This is a genomic window from Erythrobacter sp. JB3-1, from assembly GCF_057364995.1.
Map to the genome: position 1 here is coordinate 474123 of NZ_CP200289.1, position 19014 is coordinate 493136.

15 protein-coding genes, 1 other RNA gene and 1 pseudogene are annotated in these 19014 nt (G+C 58.5%); 9 read left to right on the forward strand and 8 right to left on the reverse strand.

Features of this window, described 5'->3' with window-relative positions; all coding sequences use genetic code 11:
- Positions 1-74: 74 nt before the first annotated feature.
- The 3 genes from AC0V6M_RS02330 to AC0V6M_RS02340 all read left to right on the forward strand — a co-directional run bounded on the left by AC0V6M_RS02330 (position 75) and on the right by AC0V6M_RS02340 (position 6479).
- Complete coding sequence (locus AC0V6M_RS02330) at positions 75-3476, forward strand: autotransporter domain-containing protein (protein WP_486137256.1); 3402 nt, start codon at positions 75-77, stop codon at positions 3474-3476.
- A 177-nt stretch (positions 3477-3653) separates the two neighbouring features.
- A complete protein-coding gene (locus AC0V6M_RS02335; protein WP_486137257.1) occupies positions 3654-5147 on the forward strand; it encodes an FMN-binding glutamate synthase family protein in 1494 nt (497 codons plus the stop codon).
- A gap of 294 nt (positions 5148-5441) precedes the next feature.
- Positions 5442-6479, forward strand: a complete 1038-nt coding sequence (locus AC0V6M_RS02340; protein WP_486137258.1) for a type I restriction endonuclease — start codon at positions 5442-5444, stop codon at positions 6477-6479.
- Positions 6480-6905: 426 nt separating this feature from the next.
- Here AC0V6M_RS02340 and rnpB read toward each other — a convergent pair.
- The 5 genes from rnpB to AC0V6M_RS02365 all read right to left on the reverse strand — a co-directional run bounded on the left by rnpB (position 6906) and on the right by AC0V6M_RS02365 (position 10440).
- An RNA gene (rnpB, locus tag AC0V6M_RS02345) (RNase P RNA component class A) lies at positions 6906-7352 on the reverse strand.
- Between the two features lie 96 nt (positions 7353-7448).
- Positions 7449-8171: an aquaporin Z gene (aqpZ, locus tag AC0V6M_RS02350; RefSeq protein WP_486137259.1), complete on the reverse strand. Its 723-nt coding sequence runs from the start codon at positions 8169-8171 to the stop codon at positions 7449-7451.
- 126 nt (positions 8172-8297) lie between these two features.
- Positions 8298-9044, reverse strand: a complete 747-nt coding sequence (locus AC0V6M_RS02355) for an N-acetylmuramoyl-L-alanine amidase (RefSeq protein WP_486137260.1) — start codon at positions 9042-9044, stop codon at positions 8298-8300.
- A gap of 4 nt (positions 9045-9048) precedes the next feature.
- On the reverse strand, positions 9049-9702 hold the full coding sequence (locus tag AC0V6M_RS02360) for a histidine phosphotransferase family protein (RefSeq protein WP_486137261.1): 654 nt from the start codon (positions 9700-9702) through the stop codon (positions 9049-9051).
- A gap of 9 nt (positions 9703-9711) precedes the next feature.
- Positions 9712-10440 carry a Mov34/MPN/PAD-1 family protein gene (locus tag AC0V6M_RS02365; RefSeq protein WP_486137263.1) on the reverse strand — a complete coding sequence of 243 codons (729 nt, stop codon included), beginning with the start codon at positions 10438-10440 and terminating at the stop codon, positions 9712-9714.
- A 63-nt stretch (positions 10441-10503) separates the two neighbouring features.
- On the opposite strand from AC0V6M_RS02365, the gene AC0V6M_RS02370 reads away from it, so the two are divergent.
- On the forward strand, positions 10504-11457 hold the full coding sequence (locus AC0V6M_RS02370) for an RluA family pseudouridine synthase (protein WP_486137264.1): 954 nt from the start codon (positions 10504-10506) through the stop codon (positions 11455-11457).
- Positions 11458-11570: 113 nt separating this feature from the next.
- Positions 11571-12473 (forward strand): RNA polymerase sigma factor RpoH, encoded by a 903-nt coding sequence (gene rpoH / locus AC0V6M_RS02375; protein WP_486137265.1) that lies wholly within the window; start codon positions 11571-11573, stop codon positions 12471-12473.
- Positions 12474-12678: 205 nt separating this feature from the next.
- On the opposite strand, the gene AC0V6M_RS02380 is transcribed toward rpoH, so the two are convergent.
- Both AC0V6M_RS02380 and AC0V6M_RS02385 read right to left on the reverse strand, forming a co-directional pair.
- Complete coding sequence (locus AC0V6M_RS02380; protein WP_486137266.1) at positions 12679-13197, reverse strand: SMI1/KNR4 family protein; 519 nt, start codon at positions 13195-13197, stop codon at positions 12679-12681.
- An 87-nt stretch (positions 13198-13284) separates the two neighbouring features.
- Positions 13285-14613, reverse strand: coding sequence for a M20 metallopeptidase family protein (locus tag AC0V6M_RS02385; protein ID WP_486137267.1), 1329 nt, complete (start codon positions 14611-14613; stop codon positions 13285-13287).
- A 111-nt stretch (positions 14614-14724) separates the two neighbouring features.
- Between AC0V6M_RS02385 and mtgA the strand changes: the two genes are divergently transcribed.
- The 4 genes and pseudogenes from mtgA (at position 14725) to AC0V6M_RS02405 (ending at position 17695) form a co-directional block, all read left to right on the forward strand.
- Positions 14725-15405 (forward strand): monofunctional biosynthetic peptidoglycan transglycosylase, encoded by a 681-nt coding sequence (mtgA, locus tag AC0V6M_RS02390; RefSeq protein ID WP_486137269.1) that lies wholly within the window; start codon positions 14725-14727, stop codon positions 15403-15405.
- The gene (locus tag AC0V6M_RS02395; RefSeq protein ID WP_486137271.1) at positions 15386-16336 is read left to right on the forward strand and encodes a cation diffusion facilitator family transporter; all 951 of its coding nucleotides are present in this window, start codon (positions 15386-15388) and stop codon (positions 16334-16336) included. Before mtgA ends, AC0V6M_RS02395 begins: the two co-directional genes overlap by 20 nt.
- Positions 16336-16916 (forward strand): annotated as a pseudogene (locus AC0V6M_RS02400) (sigma-70 family RNA polymerase sigma factor). Before AC0V6M_RS02395 ends, AC0V6M_RS02400 begins: the two are co-directional and overlap by 1 nt.
- A complete protein-coding gene (locus AC0V6M_RS02405) occupies positions 16913-17695 on the forward strand; it encodes an anti-sigma factor (protein WP_486137272.1) in 783 nt (260 codons plus the stop codon). The pseudogene AC0V6M_RS02400 and the gene AC0V6M_RS02405 overlap by 4 nt, the downstream one beginning before the upstream one ends.
- On the opposite strand, the gene AC0V6M_RS02410 is transcribed toward AC0V6M_RS02405, so the two are convergent.
- Positions 17692-18954, reverse strand: coding sequence for an acyltransferase family protein (locus AC0V6M_RS02410; RefSeq protein WP_486137273.1), 1263 nt, complete (start codon positions 18952-18954; stop codon positions 17692-17694). The two genes, AC0V6M_RS02405 and AC0V6M_RS02410, sit on opposite strands and share 4 nt — an antisense overlap.
- Positions 18955-19014 lie beyond the last annotated feature (60 nt).

Below are 19014 nucleotides of genomic sequence, written 5' to 3' on the forward strand. Positions count from 1 at the left end.
TTTCGAGTCGTGTTCATGGTTAAAATAATGTAACTTCCGAGTCGTTGATAGAAACAACTTATTGGGGGTTTAATATGATTAAACGGCATGTTCTTTCCAGCGTGGGCGTGATCGGCATTGCAAGCGGGCTGTTAGCGGCGCCCGCCTATGCCTCTGAAAATAGTGGCGATAACGAAGATATCGCAGCGGAAGCGCAAGGTGATTTCGCTGGTTTCCGAATCGAACAGAGCAGCACCTCGTTCGAAATCCCAGAAGTTGTCATTCCAGCGGCCTCTGCATCAATCGCGCGCACATCGCGGACGACTACTGGTTACATTGGTACAATCAGCGATCCTGAGCAACGCATCCTGGTCCGCGACGACGTCGGCGTTGATTTTGGTGATCCCGACGATATTGCGCCCTATGCGGTGCACATTTTTCAGCAGCGCAACTCAGATGGCGGTGTCTTCTTCAACTGCACAGGCAGTGTGATCAATCCGCGTACGATCTTGACGGCGGCGCACTGTCTCAATGGTAGTGAGGGCCCGATCGCAACCACGTCGTCGGAAACCTATGGTTTGCCCGGTGCCGGGGCTGAAACCACAATCTTGATAGCAACAGGCCAAAGCAGCGCGGACCGCGTTTTCACTTACATCGATGACGGGTCAGGCTATGCTGACGGTGGTGTGGCTTCGAGCACCGACGTAGTGATCCATCCCACTGGCAACCCCGACAATACGGGTCTCGGCTTTCCATGGGCTGATATCGCATTGATCGCAGTCGACGCGCCAATTACTGATGTGCCGTCCTTGCCTCTACTGCTCACGCCGTTGTCAGAACTGACGCACGTTGTGCAAGTTGGCTACGGTACCAACGGTACGGGCCTTACCGGCGGCACGAATGCTGGCAGTCGTTTCCTGCGCCGCGTGGGTGAGAATATACTCGGCCTGAATGGCAGCATTGGCGACTTTCTTGGCGGTGTATTTCCAGACTTCGCGCCAGCGACGCAAGTGATCGGTTCTGTGAGTCAGAACTATTACTGGACAGATTTCGATAATCCTAACCGCACACCAGAACAGCAAGCTGGCTGCGTCTACCCTGGAGATGAAATCGGCTGCAACAGTCTAGAAGCTGTCTTCGCGATCGACTTCTTTGATGGCGATGCCCTCGCCGGCGAAGTAGGCACAGGCCCGGGTGATTCCGGTTCACCGCTGGTCGCTGACCGGCTGGCAGAATTCCCGCTTGCAATCGGTGTTCTCTCAGGCGGCTTTGACTTCTTCGGGCTCGGCGGCACGTACAGCGACGTAAGTTTCTACAATCCGCTGTTCCCATTCTTCGAGTTCATCACTGAGAACACAGCCTACAAATATGTTTCCGCAAAGGCTGGGAATGGCAATTGGTCCGATCCAGATCATTGGACTCAGGATCTTGATCCTGGCTTCTTCATCCAGGATGCCGATGGCAACATCGTAAACGGCATCCCAGATGGTAACGAGCCGGGTATCACAGCTTCGGGGCCAAAACTTGGTACGGTTCTTGGCCAGGATATTTCTGGCAACACCACCGATATCACTCCTGGCTTTGAAGAAATCGATATCACGGTTCCTGAAAGCTCTGCGCTGCTTGGCCCAGGCTCAACCGGATTTGTGCCGAACAACACAGACGGCACTATCGGTGAGGCATTTGCTAACCCTGCACAGTATTTCGATGTCCTGCTGACCAATCGCGGTCGGACGCGTGTCGATATGGATGTCGAGATTGATCGCCTGACAGTCGACAATGACCGCGCTGTGTTCGTACTGCCTCAACGTTTTGAATTTACCAGCATCATCGGCGTTGAGCAGTTTAATGGTGAATCGCGCATCGACGGTACGCTCAACACAGGCCTTGTGACGTTGATGGGCGGCGAGTTCGTCGGTCGCGGTACCATTAACACCAACGCATTCTTCAATGTGAACGGTTTTGTTGGCCCTAACCGTCTCGGTCAAATTGGCACGCTGACAATCAATGGCGACTATGTTCAAACCCGTGGCGGCTTCTTGTTCGCCGATGTCGCATCAAGCCGTGGTCAGATAACTGCTGACTTGCTCGACGTGTCCGGTGCTGCTGTCCTCGGCGGTAATCTAATCGTCTTCGGCGAGAATAATGTACCGCGCTTTGGCAGCACCTTCAGCGTTCTGAGCGCAGGTGAAATCGACGGCGAGTTTGACAACACGCTGCTGATTTCTGGTTCACCTTTGCTCACTGCGGCAAGCAGGGTCGAAGGCAACGAAGTGGTTGTTGAAATCGGTGCACTCAGCTTGTTTAGCCTGCTTGGACAGAACAGCTCGCTGGCTTCACTCGGTTCAGCGCTTGATACGCTGCGCTTTAGCGGCCGCTTCGCTGAATTTGCTTCGATCTTCAATGTCATCGATAGCGCTAGTGCGGATACGCTTGGTGCATCGCTCGGTGCATTGACACCAATCAATGCATTCAATCAGCAGACCATTGCAAATGGCTTCTCGCAGCGTTTCACCGGCCAAATCGCACAGCGCACTCTCGCGCTTCGCGGTGCGAATGGTGCAGCGGCAGGGTTCTCTGCAGCGGGCAATGCTGGGTTCGCAATGGGCGGTTCGGCTCCACAACAAGACGGACGGCTGGGCTTCTTCGGCTCCGTTAGTGGAACCTTCCTCAACGCAAGTAGCATTGACCGGTCAAGCGGTGCCAACGCCTTTGAAGAGGCTGCCTTTACCCAAGCAGGTGAACTCACCATCGGTGCAGATCTGCGGGTTTCAGAGAACTTCAGCCTTGGTGTTGCGATGACCAACATTCGCAACAGCGCTGCTGGAATTGGTGCTTCACAGCCGAACGAAGACGAAAGCCGCTCGGCCGCCGTCTATGCTGCCTATCAAGCGGGCAATGGCTTTGCCGACATGTACTTCGGTTTCGCCAATCAGAACTACGGCACTGAGCGCGCAGGCGCTGCGGGCTTCAGTTCTTCGTTCAGCAGCGCGCTTGGCCAGGCCGATGGCGAGCAAAGCTTCGCCGGGGTTCGCCTCGGTTACGCCTTCGACATCGCCAAGGGCTTTGAAGTTGGTCCAGTTGTGAGCATGGATTATGTTCGCAACCAGATCGGTGGCTACTCAGAGTACGGCGCTGGCAACCTTGGGCTTGACATTCAAGGCCGCGATTTCACCTCGCTCGGTACGAAGGTCGGCCTGATGTCATCGCTTGACCTTGATGTAGGCCGCACTGGCAAGATCACGGCTTTTGGCTCGGTCGCCTATGCCCGCGAATTGGCGGACAATGTCGACACGGTAACTGCCAGCTTCCTCGGCGCGCCGGATGCCGCATTCCAGATCAGCAACCAGCTCGATCCAGAATGGGTATCGATCAACGTCGGTGCTGAAATGGCTCTGTCTAGCCGCGTGAATGCTGGCCTCTCGGTCACTTCTGACCTTGGCCGCGGTGTCCTCACCAACAACCAAGGGCGGTTCTCGGTGAACTGGAAGTTCTAAGCTAGAAACTCCTAACACCAACAAAGGCCGGGTTCCCGATAAGGGCGCCCGGCCTTTTTGCGTCTGGACACCAATATCTAGGCGCCGCCGGTCGCGCCTCACCTTGCTCAATACCTTGCAGCTTGTACTATCCCGCCCACCGGCATCCGTCGGCGGATAGCCTCTTGGGAGAACACGATGATCGACACACTCGGCTGGCTGAGCACACTCTTCATTTTCGTGGTCGGCTTGATCCTCGCAGGCGTCGTCATCCTGTTCTTCATCGACCGTTTTCAAACCGCCGATGCCGTGCGCCGCAACTACCCCGTCATTGGGCGGCTCCGCTACGTCTTCTCCGAGCTGGGCGAGTTCTTCCGCCAGTACTTCTTCGCGATGGACCGCGAGGAGATGCCGTTTAACCGGGCTCAGCGTGATTGGGTGTACGATGCTGCGGGCGCCAAATCGACCAATGTCGCATTCGGCTCGACCCGCAATCTCGACCCTGTCGGCACGCCGATCTTCGTCAATTGCCCCTGGCCCACGCTGGAGAGGGATGCAGTCGACGCTGGCTCTCTCGTCATTGGCGAAGGTGCGGCGCGCATCCCCTATGATGCACCCTCGGTCTTCAACATTTCCGGCATGAGCTACGGCGCGCTGTCCACCCCGGCGGTGCGCGCCCTGTCGAACGGTGCGGCCAAGGCCGGATGCTGGATGAACACCGGCGAAGGCGGCCTCTCGCCCTATCACCTCGAAGGCGGCTGCGATGTCGTCTTCCAGATTGGCACGGCGAAGTACGGCGTGCGTGACAAGCAGGGCAACCTGTCGGACGAGAAGCTGCGCGAGGTCGCCGCGCATGACCAGGTTCGCATGTTCGAGCTCAAGCTCTCGCAAGGCGCAAAGCCCGGCAAAGGCGGCATTCTGCCCGCGGCCAAGGTCAATGAGGAGATCGCCGCCATCCGCGGGATCGAGCCGCACACCGCCTCCATCTCGCCCAACCGCCATCCCGATATCGGCAATATCGATGAGCTGCTCGACATGATCGCCCATATTCGCGAGGTCACTGGCAAGCCGGTCGGCTTCAAGACCGTCGTCGGCGCATACGGCTGGCTCGATCGGCTGTTCGAGGCGATCAATGCGCGAGGGATAGCGAGCGCGCCCGACTTCATCACCGTCGATAGCGGCGATGGCGGCACCGGTGCTGCGCCCCTGCCGCTCATCGACAACGTTGGCCTGACCCTGCGAGAGAGCCTGCCGATGATGGTCGACCTGCGCGACAAGCACGGGCTGAAGGACCGCATCCGCATCGTCGCCAGCGGCAAGCTGGTGACGCCCAGCGAGGTCGCCTGGGCGATGTGCGCGGGCGCGGACTTCGTGATTTCGGCGCGCGGCTTCATGTTTGCGCTCGGCTGTATCCAGGCGATGAAGTGCAACAAGAACACCTGCCCGACCGGCATCACCACCCATGATCCCAGCCTGCAGCGCGGGCTGGACCCGACCGACAAGGCGGTGCGGGTGGCCAACTTCGTCAAGCAGATGCGCAAGGAGGTGGGCGTGATCGCGCACAGCGTCGGCGTGCACGAGCCGCGCCAGATGCGCCGCTACCACGTGCGGATCGTGTGCGCCGACGGCCGCAGCAGACCTCTGGACGAGCTGTACCCGCCGATGAGCGCCCCCAGCCAGGCCGCAGCCTAGCACTCCGTTCACCGCTGCTGGAGCACGCTTGGAACGGCTGGAACACAGTACAGGGACGAAAAAGCAATCGATCACAGAGGTCGTGATTGATCGGTCTAGTCGATTAGTGGGAGGTTGGTGAGCGGTGGGCAAAGGCATGCCTCAGCACTAGCGGGGTCGCGCTAAGTAGGAAAATCTGATCCACACATTGCGGGATATAGGTCCAAACTAAAGCCCAAACATTCAAGAGGCCTTGAAATTGTATCACTAATGTAGTCATTACTACTTCATAGTGATTTTTTAAAGGGGCATTTAGTGGAACTTGAAGCAAGGCTTGAAGCGCTGGGCGAAAAAGCTCGAAAGCACGTTGAAATTCTTGAAACAGAAGAAGCGGCAAAGTTTGCACTAGTAAACCCTTTCATAGAGGCCCTTGGATATGACCTGTCGGATCCGAGCCAGGTAGTGCCTGAATTCACCTGTGATGTGGGCGGTAAGAAGGGCGAAAAGGTCGACTATGCACTCAAGGTCGGTGATGAAGTTGCGATTCTTGTCGAATGCAAGGCCACCAGCTCGGATCTATCTCTTCGTCACGCGTCTCAGCTTTATCGCTATTACGGTGCATCCGACGCGAAGTTTGCAGTCCTCACAAACGGTGTGACCTACAAGTTCTATAGTGATTTGAACGCGCCAAACAGGATGGACGATGAACCATTCCTTGAAATTGACCTTTACAATCTAAGTAAAAGCGATGCTCGGGAAGTGGCGAAATTCCAACGTGATGGTTTTGACGCTGCTGCGGCAGCCGAAGCCGCAGCGAACATGCAAATGCAGAGCGGCGTGGTAGAAGTCTTGCAGCGTGAGCTGGCTGACCCGTCAGAAAAAATGGTTCAGCTAGTCGCGTCCCAAGTGGTTGATGGTCGGTTATCTCCTGGAATTAAATCGGCAATCGCTAGGCATATTCCCAATGCTTTTCACGCTATGATCCGTGCAAAATTGGATGCTAAATGGTCTTCAGCAATGCGCGAAGAACCAGATGATGAGCCAGCCAGCGCCTCTGAAATCGAAACCACGGCAGAAGAGATTGAAGGCTTCAATATCGTACGCTCCATTGGGTCAGAATTGATTGATCCAGATCGAATCGTGATGCGCGACTCAAAATCCTATTGCGCAATCTTGCTAGACGACAACAACCGCAATCCGATCGTACGCTTACGTTTCAACTCTCCGACGACCAAGCATCTAGGAACATTTGACGAGGAGAAAAACGAGAACCTCCATCTTGTTGCCTCGCCAATCGATATCTTCAAATACAAAGAGAAAATCCTAGACCGGATAAGAGCGATGAATGAGTGACCAACAGTGGCTCTACGATAAGGTCGCCTTTCGATGTGTCCTTACCAAACTCGTCATGCTGAATTCAGTTCAGCATCCATCGCCGGTTCCGTGCCTTGTTGGCCGTGCGGGGGATGGGCCCTGAACCAAGTTCAGGGTGACGTGGGTCTTTTTGTTCCGCACATCATCCGATGTGCGATGTCCTCGCTCATACGGCTTGCAGCCGCATCGCTGCGGGCGGGGACAGGCCCCTTGCGGACCCTACCGGGTCCGAACCATTCCAAGCCATCAGTTTGGCACCAAGCCCCTTGGAGCTTTGCGGCTGGCTTGGTCGCGGAGCACGGCGCGCAGCGCCGCAAGGGCGCATGCCCGCCCGCAGCGGGCGCGGCTGTGCTGCGCGTATAGCGAGGACGTAGTCGCGGATGCGACTACGAAACAAAAAAACATTCATCAGGGGGCCTCATAAGCCGGGTTCTGTCTCCGCGCGCGGTTTCCCCGAGGGGACCAGCCGCGCGGCGGCAACCATTCATCTGGGCTACGAATTGCTCCGCAGCTCAAGCAGCCAACCCGGGTCTCTCAGAGCGAAGCGCTCCTGCCGCAAAACGGCGCGAGACCCCTATTTGGCCTTGCTCCGGGTGGGGTTTGCCATGCGGGCCGTGTTACCAAGGCCCCGGTGCGCTTTTACCGCACCCTTTCACCCTTGCCTGTGACCTTTAGGGTCCATCGGCGGTATACTCTCTGTGGCACTTTCCCTGAACTTCCCCCGGATCAAATCCGGGGTCGCTCGGCGGGCGTTACCCGCCACCCTTGCTTCGTGGAGCCCGGACTTTCCTCGCACCTCCAAACCCGCTCATCCTGAGCGTGTCGAAGGAACGCGGCTGCCTTGGCCCCCTGACGAGTGGCGCTATAGAGAAGCGCGCTGAATAAACAAAGGGCCAGCTTTCCTGCGAAAGCCAGCCCTTTGATTGTAATGTTTATGGAGGCTTGGGCTTATTCGCCCTCGCCGCCGACGTTCGCAAGGCTATCATCTGGCGAGATCAGGAATTTCCAGATCAATGCGCCAATCGCCGCGCCGACCAGCGGTGCGACCCAGAACAGCCACAGCCGACCCACAGCGCCGGTCTCAGCATAGAAGGCAACGCCGGTGGACCGCGCTGGGTTCACCGAGGTGTTGCTGACCGGGATAGAGATCAGGTGGATGAGCGTGAGGCCAAGGCCGATCGCAATCGGGGCGAAGCCGGCCGGGGCCCTTGGCGAAGTTGATCCCAGAATGATGATCAGGAACATCGCCGTCAAAACGACCTCTGCAATCAGCACGGCGTTCATCGAATAGCCGCCCGGTGACAATTCACCATAGCCGTTTGAAGCAAAGCCGCCTGCGCTGCTCCAATCGGCTGCGCCGCTGGCGATGACAAACAGCATGCCCGATGCGACAAATGCGCCCAGCACTTGCGCTGCCCAATATGGGATCAGTTCTCCCCAGGAAAAACGTCCACCTACGGCTAGGCCGAGCGAGACAGCAGGGTTGAAGTGGCCGCCTGAAATGCCGCCAACCGCGTAAGCCATGGTCAAAACGGTCAGGCCAAAGGCCAGCGATACGCCGACGAAACCGATCCCCAATTCAGGGAAAGCCGCAGCGAGCACCGCTGAACCGCAGCCTCCGAACACCAGCCAGAACGTGCCGAAAAATTCGGCGAATAGTTTTCTTGTCATTATTGATCCCTCCGTCTCATTCTCGACGACCAAAACCGTCTGTGAGGCACCTTTAACGCAGAATTCACCATAGCGCTGGGCTAAGTTGTAAAATTACATTTCGGCGCGCGTTTGCGGTGGTCCGCGTTAGCGCGAGATCCCCCGATCCCGGTCGAGCAGCAATTGAAACAGGATTGCGCCGATTTGTCCATCAATGACGCCGTCGATCAGCTCTGGCCGCCAGCGGCGCTGGAACGCCTCAACCGCCTTAATGCCATCGGTAATGTCATAGCCATAGCGTTCCAGAGCGAGGTAAAACGCGCCGTCATTGTCGAACGGATCGCCCAGCTCCAGCTTGTCTGGCTTGGCGAGGGTAAGGCCGTAACGCGCGATCCGATCCCACGGGAACAGCTCGCCCGGATCGATTTTGCGCGCGGGCGCGACATCGGAATGGCCGATCACATTGGCGCGCGGGATGTCATATTGTTTCACGATGCGCGCCATTAGCGGGACGAGCGCCTCAATCTGAGCCTCGGAAAATGCGCGGTAGCCAAGGCCGTGCCCCGGATGGTCAAGCTCAATCCCGATACTGGCAGAGTTCACATCGGTCTCGCCCCGCCAATAGCTTTTGCCCGCATGCCAGGCCCGCTTTTCCTCTGGCACCAGCCGGGTGACGACACCGTCTTCGCTGATCAGATAATGGGCGCTGACGCCCGCCTCTTCGTCGCACAGGCGCTCTATCGCGGCCTCGGCGCTTTCCATTTCGGTGTAGTGGACGACCAGCATGCTGATCGCCGTTTTGCGGTCGTTGAAATTGGGGGAGAGCCGCTCTGCATGAACCAGCTCATCGCCAGTGCCCGAAGTCGGTTTTGGCCCCTGCCCCGGCCCGCCCATGCGCTTAGCCGATCATCCCGGCGGGCTGAGGCATAACCGCGCCCATCACCAGAGCGTTGTCATCGAGCTTATATTGCAGACCGCCGCCGTTTTCTTCCGCCAGCATCGCAATCATATGCGCCGCCGCCGTGCGGCTTGAGAGTTCCGCCGGTTTCAATTCACCTTGCAACGCGCTGCCGATATTCTCATCGAAAGCGATCCGATTGCCATTCGCGCGGACCACGATCTCAACATTGCCCTCGTGCAATTCTGCGCCAATATCCATTGTCCCGCCGCGGATCAGCGCATCGAGCGCAATGTGCGCCAGGTTCAGCATCACTTTCACCGCAGGCTTAGGCAGGGTCTTCTCGGTGATGGCCCAATTGAGCGTCACCTCTTTGGCGTCAGCGGCGAGCGCCGAGATCACATCATGCGCTTCTTCGACCGGCACAGCCTCGCCAAATCCGCCCGCTGCGCCGAAGGCGAGACGGAAGAATTTGAGCTTATCCGTGCTGATCTTGGCGCTCTGCTCCAGCAGCTCGACCACCTTCTCGCGCATTTCGGGGTCTTGCTCTTCAGCGAGCAATTCCAGCCCATTGGCGAGCGCGCCCACCGGAGAGAGCATATCGTGGCATAGACGCGAGCACAGCAGGCTCGCGAGGTCAGTTGGCGAAGTCATATGAGTGCCTTAGCCCTCCAAAGGCTGTCTGCAAAGCAATTCGAAGCCGCCTTCCACCGCGCGGTAAAGGCCGAGAGTCCGCCCGCCCTCACTCAGGCCCGCTATGGCCCAGATCATTCCATCGCCCGCTGACATGGCGATGTCCGTCTCAGAGGGCTGCGCTGGCCCAGTCGGGTGCGAGTGGAAATAGCCCAGAACCTCCGGGCCATTGCCAGTGCGCGCGGCGCGGTGCGCGTCAATAAGCGCCTGCGGGTCAATCTCGAAATGGGTTTCCGGCGAAGGGTGGACATTGCGGGCTGGAATGAACCCGGTGATTTCCTCCGCTCCGTTTTGGACGCGATTCCCGGTCAGTATCCCGCATGCCTCCTGCGGATGCGCTTCGCGGGCTGCGCGGGCCAGCTCGGCCGATACGCCGCGCGCTATGAAAATCTCCGCCTGCCCTGAGCCTGTCGAAGGGCTGCCTTTGCTTCTTGCCAGCCGAGATATTTCATCCCAGTCACCGCGGATCAGCGCGAGCTTCTTCTTGCGTGACCAACCTTTGATCTGTTTTTCCGAGGCCTTCGCTTCAGCGCGCGTTGTGAACTCTTGCGACCAAACAAGCTCAACCGGTTGGTAACTTCTGGTAAAACCCGCAAAGCGTCCGGCCTTATGGTCGGCAATGCGGCGCTCCAGATCGTCGGTGTGACCGGCGTAGAATTTCCCGGAATTGCAATGCAGTAGGTAAGTCCAGAACGGCATGTGTATCGGCTAGCCAAAGTGCAGCCCTTCGACAAGCTCAGGGCAGACGGCTAAAGGACGCGAATGTCAGGCCCACAAGTCATCACCGGTACAATTTCCAGCGCAGCGCGGCTCGATAAAGCGCTGGCCGAGGCCACAGAGCTGTCGCGTGCGCGGGTGCAGGCTTTGATTGCGGATGGCCGGGTGACGCTGGGCACCGCGCCGGCCACCTCTCCCAGCGCCAAGGTGAAGACCGGGGACGCATTCGCCATCCACGTCCCCGCCGCGAGCGAGGCGGAGGCTCAGCCGCAGGACATTCCGATTGAGGCGGTGTTTGAGGACGAGCACCTGATCGTGGTCAACAAGCCCTCCGGAATGGTCGTCCACCCGGCGGCGGGCAATGCGGATGGCACGCTGGTCAATGCCCTGCTGCACCATTGCAAGGGAGGGCTTTCCGGCATTGGCGGGGTCGCGCGCCCCGGCATCGTTCACCGGATCGATAAAGACACCTCTGGCCTGCTGGTCGTCGCCAAATCGGACGCCGCGCATGAGGGCCTCGCCAAGCAGTTTGCAGACCATTCGCTGCACCGCCGCTATATCGCGGTTTGCGCGGGCCGTCCGGCGGCAAAAGAGGGCAAAATTGACGAGCGAATCGGGCGCTCAGACGCCAATCGCAAGAAAATGGCTGTGCTCGACAAAAATTCCTCGCGCGGGAAACACGCGGTCACCCATTATACAGTCCTGGACCGGCTCGAATCGAGCGCGGTGATCGAATGCCGGCTGGAAACCGGCCGGACCCATCAGGTCCGCGTTCACTGTGCATCAATTGGCCATCCTTTATTAGGAGACCCAACATACGGAAAGACGCCCAAGACGCTGAAATCCCTGCTCACTTCGCTAAAGTTTGCGCGCCAAGCGCTGCATGCGGCGGAATTGGGCTTTCTCCATCCGGTTTCTAACGAAAAACTAAGGTTTAGCGCGGATTTACCGGAGGATATGCGGGAACTAATCGACGAACTGGGGCGTTTTAATCGATGAAAGTTGAAGCAAAACATATCCAATCAACGTATATGTAACCGAGTGACCCGGAAAAACGGATGCTCATCAGAGGTCCTGCAAGGCGGGTTGACGCAAGAAAGGTTAGGAAAACAGTGAGTAAGACGAAAAGTGCAGTCCCGGCCCTGAGCGGCGAGCAAAGCCTCAATCGCTACCTGTCCGAAATCAAGAAATACCCGGTGCTAACCGCTGAGCAGGAATATATGCTCGCGAAGCGTTATCAAGAACATGAAGACCCTGAGGCAGCAGCTCGGCTGGTGTCGAGCCACCTGCGGCTCGTGGCGAAGATCGCCATGGGTTACCGCGGCTATGGCCTGCCGGTCAGTGACCTCATTTCAGAGGGCAATGTTGGCTTGATGCAGGGTGTGAAGAAGTTCGAAGCCGATCGCGGCTTCCGCCTCGCGACATACGCAATGTGGTGGATCAAGGCCTCTATGCAGGAGTTTATCCTGCGCAGCTGGTCGCTCGTGAAAATGGGCACCACCGCCGCTCAGAAGAAGCTGTTCTTCAACCTTCGGCGGATGAAGAAGCAGCTTGAGGCTTACGAAGACACCGACCTGTCACCAGAGGACGTGACCAAGATCGCAACCGATCTCGGCGTGCCGGAGCAGGAAGTCATCAACATGAACCGCCGCATGATGATGGGCGGTGATGGCTCCCTCAACGTGCCGATGCGCAATGGCGAAGACGGCTCTGGCGAATGGCAGGATTGGCTGACCGATGATCGCCCTTTGCAGGATGAGATGGTTGCCGATGCTGAGGAAGCCAATGTGCGCCACGAAATGCTGGTTGAGGCGATGGACAGCCTGAACGAGCGTGAGCAGCACATTCTGACCGAGCGCCGCCTGACCGAGAAACCGCAGACACTCGAAGAGCTGAGCCAGGTTTACGAAGTGTCGCGCGAGCGCATCCGCCAGATCGAAGTGCGCGCCTTCGAAAAACTGCAAAAAGCAATGCAGCGGATCGCGGGTGAGCGTTTGCTGCCTGGAGTGGCGTAAGACTTAGGTCTGATAACAAGAACATGAAAGGCGGTCCATTTCGGGCCGCCTTTTTTGGTATCTTCACCCGTCATTCCGGAGTTGGTCCGGAATAACCCCCGCCGATGCAGCACCAAGTCGCGCCAGATACCCTGAAACAAGTTCAGGATGACACCAAAAATGCGCTTAGGAGAATAAAGGCACAGAGTGCAGCTTCCGTGGTGGGTTACTCGCCCATCGCATAGGGCGTAAAGGAAGGCGGTTGCTGCAACCCCACCTCGTTCCAACTGTCGAATTCTCCGCTCAACATTGCAACGAGAAACCCGGTAAAATTCATCGAGCGTTCTACTAGCTGCCAGTCACGGTCGCGGCGCTCTACAAAGGTCCAATCGTCGGCTGCGCCCGTGGTGTTCCAGTATAAGTCATCTCCATTGTCAGTTCCGGCCATCTGCAGCAAACCCAGATTTTTTACATCAACGGCACTACCATCAGACCAAACCACTTGCTTGAGCAAATAAGGCAAATCCTCCTGCCTTTTCATAAGGTTGATCTGTGGATGTTCAACAAATGGGTTGAAAACGTCAAGGAAATCGCAAACTCGGCCTGTCCCGTAAAACTCTACGAACTGTTTGTAATCGTGGGGCAGCCTGGTTCCCAATTTCAATTCGATCCCCTCAAAATCGCCGGTATTGTGTTGCGGAAATTTGGGCGGAGGCATCATGCTTATCAACGCTTCAATAGACATGGGATTCCTATTCTATTCGGTATGATGCACTTCTCGAAACGAATACAAGGGTTCGAACGATTTTGCTTTTACAAGGCCAGCAGACCCTTACCCCGCCAAATCCAGCACCGCTGAAATCATCGCCTGTGTGCCCAGCGTCACGCTTTCTCTCGGCGCGACCTTGAACAGCGGGGAGTGGTGCGATGGCACTGCGGGGCCGCCATTGTCTTCCGCATCAAACGCCGCCTGAGGGGTGCCGCCGACTGTGAAGTAATAGCCCGGCACACCCAGTTCCTCGGTCACGAAATAGGCAAAGTCTTCCGCGCCCATACCCTTTTGCTCCCACGGCTCAAACGTGTCCTCGCCAAGGTCGCGTTTCATCACTGCGTTCAGGCGGCGCGCGAGCTCCGTGTCATTGTTGGTAACCGGAGTGCCCTCGCTCACCTTAACCTCCACCGGCAGATCATCGGGCAGACCGTGCGTCTTGCCCATGCCAACGGCGATGCGCTCAATCGTCTCAAGCAATTGCGCGCGCGTTTCCTCATCATTGGCGCGCACGGTCAATTGCAGCTCGGCGCGGTCAGAGATGATGTTGTGCTTGGAGCCTGCATGAAAAGAGCCGACGGTGATCACGGCGGGCTTCAGCGGCTGAACCTCGCGGCTGACGATCGATTGCAGCGCGGTGACAATTTGCGATGCGATATAGACCGGGTCCTTGCCCCGGTGCGGGCTCGCGCCATGCGCGCCGACGCCCGGCACCAGGATATCGACCGAATCCGCGCTGGAATATTGGATGCCTTCCGATGCCGACAGCTTGCCCGTGGCGAGGCCCGAATTCACGTGGAACGCCAGCGCATAGTCAGGCTTGCCAAAGCGCTCGTATAATCCATCGGCCAGCATCGCCTTCGCCCCGCCAACGCGTTCTTCCGCTGGTTGAACGACAAACATGATCGTGCCGCTCCACCGATCCTTCATCGCCATCAGGCGGCGCGCCGTGCCGACCATTGAGGTGATGTGCACATCATGGCCGCAAGCATGCATGACCGGATATTCCTGACCGTCCTGGCCAATTTGCGTCGCCGTGGAGGCATATTCGAGGCCGGATTTCTCCACCACTGGCAGGCCGTCCATGTCCGCCCTCAGCAGGATCAGCGGCCCCTCCCCATTGCGCATCATTCCGACCACGCCGGTACCGCCGACATTCTCCGTCACCTCAATCCCGACCGCGCGCAATTCCTCCGCCATGCGGGCCGCAGTCTTGCCTTCGAGGAAGGACAGTTCTGGGTTCTTATGGAAGTGGACGAACAGCGGCTCAAGATAGCTGTCGTAATCCGCCTCAACCGCCTGCGCCAAATTGTGATTGTCCGCTGAGGCAGGAACCGAAAACGCCGCGACGGCGAGCGTGGCGGCAGAAGCGGCGGTGCGAAGCAAATGCATTGAATTGTCTCCCGGAAACCTGTTGGCTTCAGGTTCAAGCATGGCCCCGCACAGATCGCAAGGCGTGCGTGATTGCGCCGCAAACAAAGAGCAATTAGATGCGGTGCTGCTATGCGCCGCACCCTCTCCTTTCTCTTACGCTTTACCGCCAAGTTTCTTGCGTGGTTTTTCGGGATATCGCTGGCGCTGATCGTCCTGTTTAAATTCGTGCCCGTGCCGATCACCGCGACCATGATGATGGATGAAAACTCCATCACCAAGGATTGGGAAAGCCTCGACAATATCGATCCCAATCTGGTCGCCGCCGTGATCGCGGCGGAGGACAGCAAGTTTTGCACGCACACCGGCTTTGACACCGAAGCGATTGAAAAGGCGTTGGAATACAACGCCAAGGGCGGGCGGATACGCGGCGGCTCCACCATATCTCAGCAGACCGCCAAGAACGTGTTTCTGTGGCAAGGCGGCGGATATTTCCGCAAAGGGCTGGAGGCATACTTTGCCTTTGCGATTGAGAAAATCTGGGGCAAGCGGCGGATTATGGAGGTCTATCTCAACGTCGCAGAGACCGGGATCGGCACTTATGGCGCGGAGGCCGGGGCGCAGCGATATTTTGGCAAGTCCGCCGCGCGGCTCGAACCGATTGAGGCCGCCCGGATGGCCGCCGCCCTGCCCCTGCCCAAGAAGCGCGCCGTCGTCGCACCCAGCGGCTGGCTGGCCCGGCACGGGAATACGATCCGCACCCGCATCAATGTCGTAAAGCGTGACGGGCTGGATGATTGCGTTTACGAATAACGCAATGGGGCAGGGACATTCGCATAATCACGCGCACGGTCATGCCCACGGTCATGATCACACGCACAGCCATGCACCGGCGGATTTCGGCGTGGCATTTGCCATCGGCATCGCACTCAATTCGATCTTTGTCGTTATTGAGGCGACCTACGGCTTTCTGTCGGGCTCCATGGCGCTGGTCGCCGATGCGGGCCACAATCTGTCCGATGTGCTGGCGTTAATCCTGGCCTGGGTCGCCCATATCGCCTCGAAAAAGCCCGCCAGCGCGCGCTACACCTATGGCTTCAAAAGCTCGACCATCCTCGCCGCGCTAGCCAATGCGCTGCTGCTGGCGATGGCGATTGGGGCGATCCTGTTTGAGACCGCGCACCGCCTGTTTGAACCGGCCCAGCCGCAAGGCATGGTGATGGTCGTCGTTGCCGGGATCGGCATTGTGATCAACACCGTCACCGCTCTGCTCTTCATGCGCGGAAGCAAATCGGACCTCAATATTCGCGGCGCATTCCTGCATATGGCGGCCGATGCGCTGGTCTCACTCGGCGTGGTAATCGCAGGAATTGCAATTATTTACAGCGGATCGGTGTGGATTGACCCACTTGTCACACTTGTAATTGTTGGCGTAATCGCATGGGGAACATGGGGGCTGGCGAAGGACAGCCTCAAAATGGGCTTGCTCGCCGTACCCGCTGGGATTGACGAAGCCGACGTGCGGCGTCATTTGGCAGAGCTTGATGGAGTGGACGAAGTGCACAACCTGCATATCTGGCCAATGTCGACGACCGAGACCGCGCTGACGGCGCATCTGGTCGCGCCTGGCGGATTTGACGATGGCTTTCTGCGCGCGGTGACCGGCCAGCTGGAGCAGAAATTCGGCATCAGCCACACCACAATCCAGATCCACCGCCAGCGCGATGACGCGGGCTGCTGCTGATGGCGGACGGTCACACACCGGCCAGCGCGGAGGCGCGCGAGGCCCTAAAAGCGGCGATGGCGCGGCTGGCCGAGGGTGACCGCAGCGCGCTAGAAGATATTTATCGCGCCACTCGGGTGAAACTGTTTGGGATTTGCTTGCGTATCTTAGGCGACAGGAAAGAAGCCGAGGACGCGTTGCAGGACGTCTATGTAAATCTATGGCAAAGGGCGGATCGTTATGATCCCACCCGAGCGAGCCCGATATCGTGGCTGGCGACCTTCGCGCGCAACCGCGCGATTGATCGCTTGCGCACGGGTAAGGTACGCGGCGGCGCTGTGCCTGTGGAAGAGGCCGCTCCCTCCCCGATCAGGCGCCATTGGCCGACAGCCTGCTGGTCGATGCGGAGCAAACCGCACAAATTCACACCTGCATTGAAGGGCTCGACGAAAACGCACGCGGCCATATTCGCGCGGCGTTCTTCGATGGAAAGACTTACGCTGAGCTGGCCGACACGGCCGATGTTCCGCTGGGCACGATGAAAAGCTGGATCCGCCGCGGGCTGCAACGCCTGCGCGCTTGCCTGGAGGCAAGCGAATGAGCGACGAGAACAACATGGAACGCGAGGATATCAAGCGCGACGATCCGATGCTGGCGGCGGAGTTTTCGCTCGGTCTGCTGGAAGGCGAGGAATTGCTTGCCGCGCGCGGAAAACTTGCCAGCGATCCCGACTTTGCCTGGCGCAAGGAATGGTGGGACAATTGGTTCGCTCCGTGGACCGACGAAATGTCCGGTGCAGAGCCGAGCGCGGATGTATGGGGCGAAATTGAAGCCCGCGTCCTCGCCGCATCAGGCAAGCAAGCATCGGGCCTAGACGGTGCCAATGTGGTCGAATTGCAGAGCAAAGTTCGCCGCTGGCAATGGGTCAGCGCATTTACCACCGCAGCGGCCGTCGCGGCGCTCGCATTGGTCGTCCTGCCCGCTGGCACGGAGACCATTCCAACGCCCGGCGCGACAGAGGCCCCGCAAATCGCGGCGGCCGATCCGCTGGTCGCGCAAGTGCCGATTGGCGACACCGGCCTGCGCCTCGATGTGACATACATGCCAGAGAGCGAGCGCATGCTCGTGGGCGCGATTGGCCTCACCGCAGACGGCGTTCACGATCACGAACTGTGGCTGGTCCCAGCAGATGGCAGCGCGCTGCAATCACTCGGCGTCGTGACGCCGGGCGAGGTTCGCAGTGTGACCCTGCCAGCGGACATTACTCAGAATATGGGCAGCGGCGTGGAGCTGGTGCTGACGCGCGAGCCGATTGGCGGCAAGCCAGCGGATCAGGATGCTGGCCCTGTGGTTGCTCAGGGCGCTTTCACTCAAGTTTAGAGCGCAGGCTTTCCGCCCGCTTCGCTCACATCACCGCCCGCGCGTTTTAGGCCGGGCAATCCAAAGCTCTGCCAGAAACCAGGCACCTTGCGGATCGCGGCGACATCCGTCTTTCCATTGAACAACAGCCGCAGCAGCGCGAAACGGCGGATCATGGTTTCATGCAGCACGATCACCGTCGCCGCAGCAGCGACGGTCAGCAGCGCCCATTCCAGCGCAATCGGCCAGTCCACCTGAGTGAACCCGCGCCCGTAAACATAAACTAGGCAATGGTGGAACAGATACATCGACAGCGCGCTGTCCGCGAGCCAGCGGGTGCGCAAGCTGTCGGCCGAAAAATAGCGGTAGAAGAACTGGATCAGGAATAGCACCAAGGTCCAAATCGCCAATTGGCTTAGGAACAGCATGACCATGCCAAGCGCAAAGCCCTGCTCTGGGTCTGAATAGGGCTGGAGACCAAAGGCAAGCGCCGCGGCAAGCGGCATCCAGGCGCGCCAGGTGCGCAGCCGCTCAATCAGGCTGGGCGAAAGCGCAGCGGCCACACCGAGCACGAAGAAGGGAAACTCGCTGATCAGCTTGTACCAGCTTTGAAAGCCGGGGAAGAGCAGATCATAAGCGCCGGGCACTTGGCTGGCGACTGCGAAATTCGCGGTGTTGGCCGCGCCGAGCGCGATCGCGAACAGGGCAAAGGCCAAGCTCGAATTCAGCCAGCCAGCGGCGCGGTCCACCAGGCGCAGCGCAGCCGATCGGACCGCCGCATCTTTTGGGATTGCCGCTTGTACAATGGCCGAGAGGATAAACATCGGCACCAGGCTGACCAGGAACCAAAGGTGCAGCGACCATTCCCCACTGGCCCAGATCTGCGCGAAACCGCCGCTGTCGATCCAGCGCATCAGGCCGCTCTCACCGGTCTTGTCGTTCCAACGCAAGTAATGCTCCAGCATGTTGAACGACAGCGCGATAGCGATCAGCGGAATGACAGTGCGCATAAAGCGGTTGCGCAGGAAGCCGCCCGGTGTGCGGCGCGCCAGCATCAGGACGGTGAAGAACCCGCCGACGAAGAAGAACGTCGGGGTAATCACCAGATGCAGGCCAAAGATCACCCAATCAAAGAACTCATGCCGCTGCGTATTGCTGGTGATCCAGGGACGCGCGGGCGCGTAAACCGTCGCCGCATGTAGCGCGACCGACAGGAACATCAGCACCGACCGCATACCGTCGATATCGTTATAGTGCTGGGCAGGCTTCGAATGGGGCATCGAGGGCTATAGGTCCGTCGGTTGATATTGGGAGTTGTGCAGCCCTGTCACACACCGCCT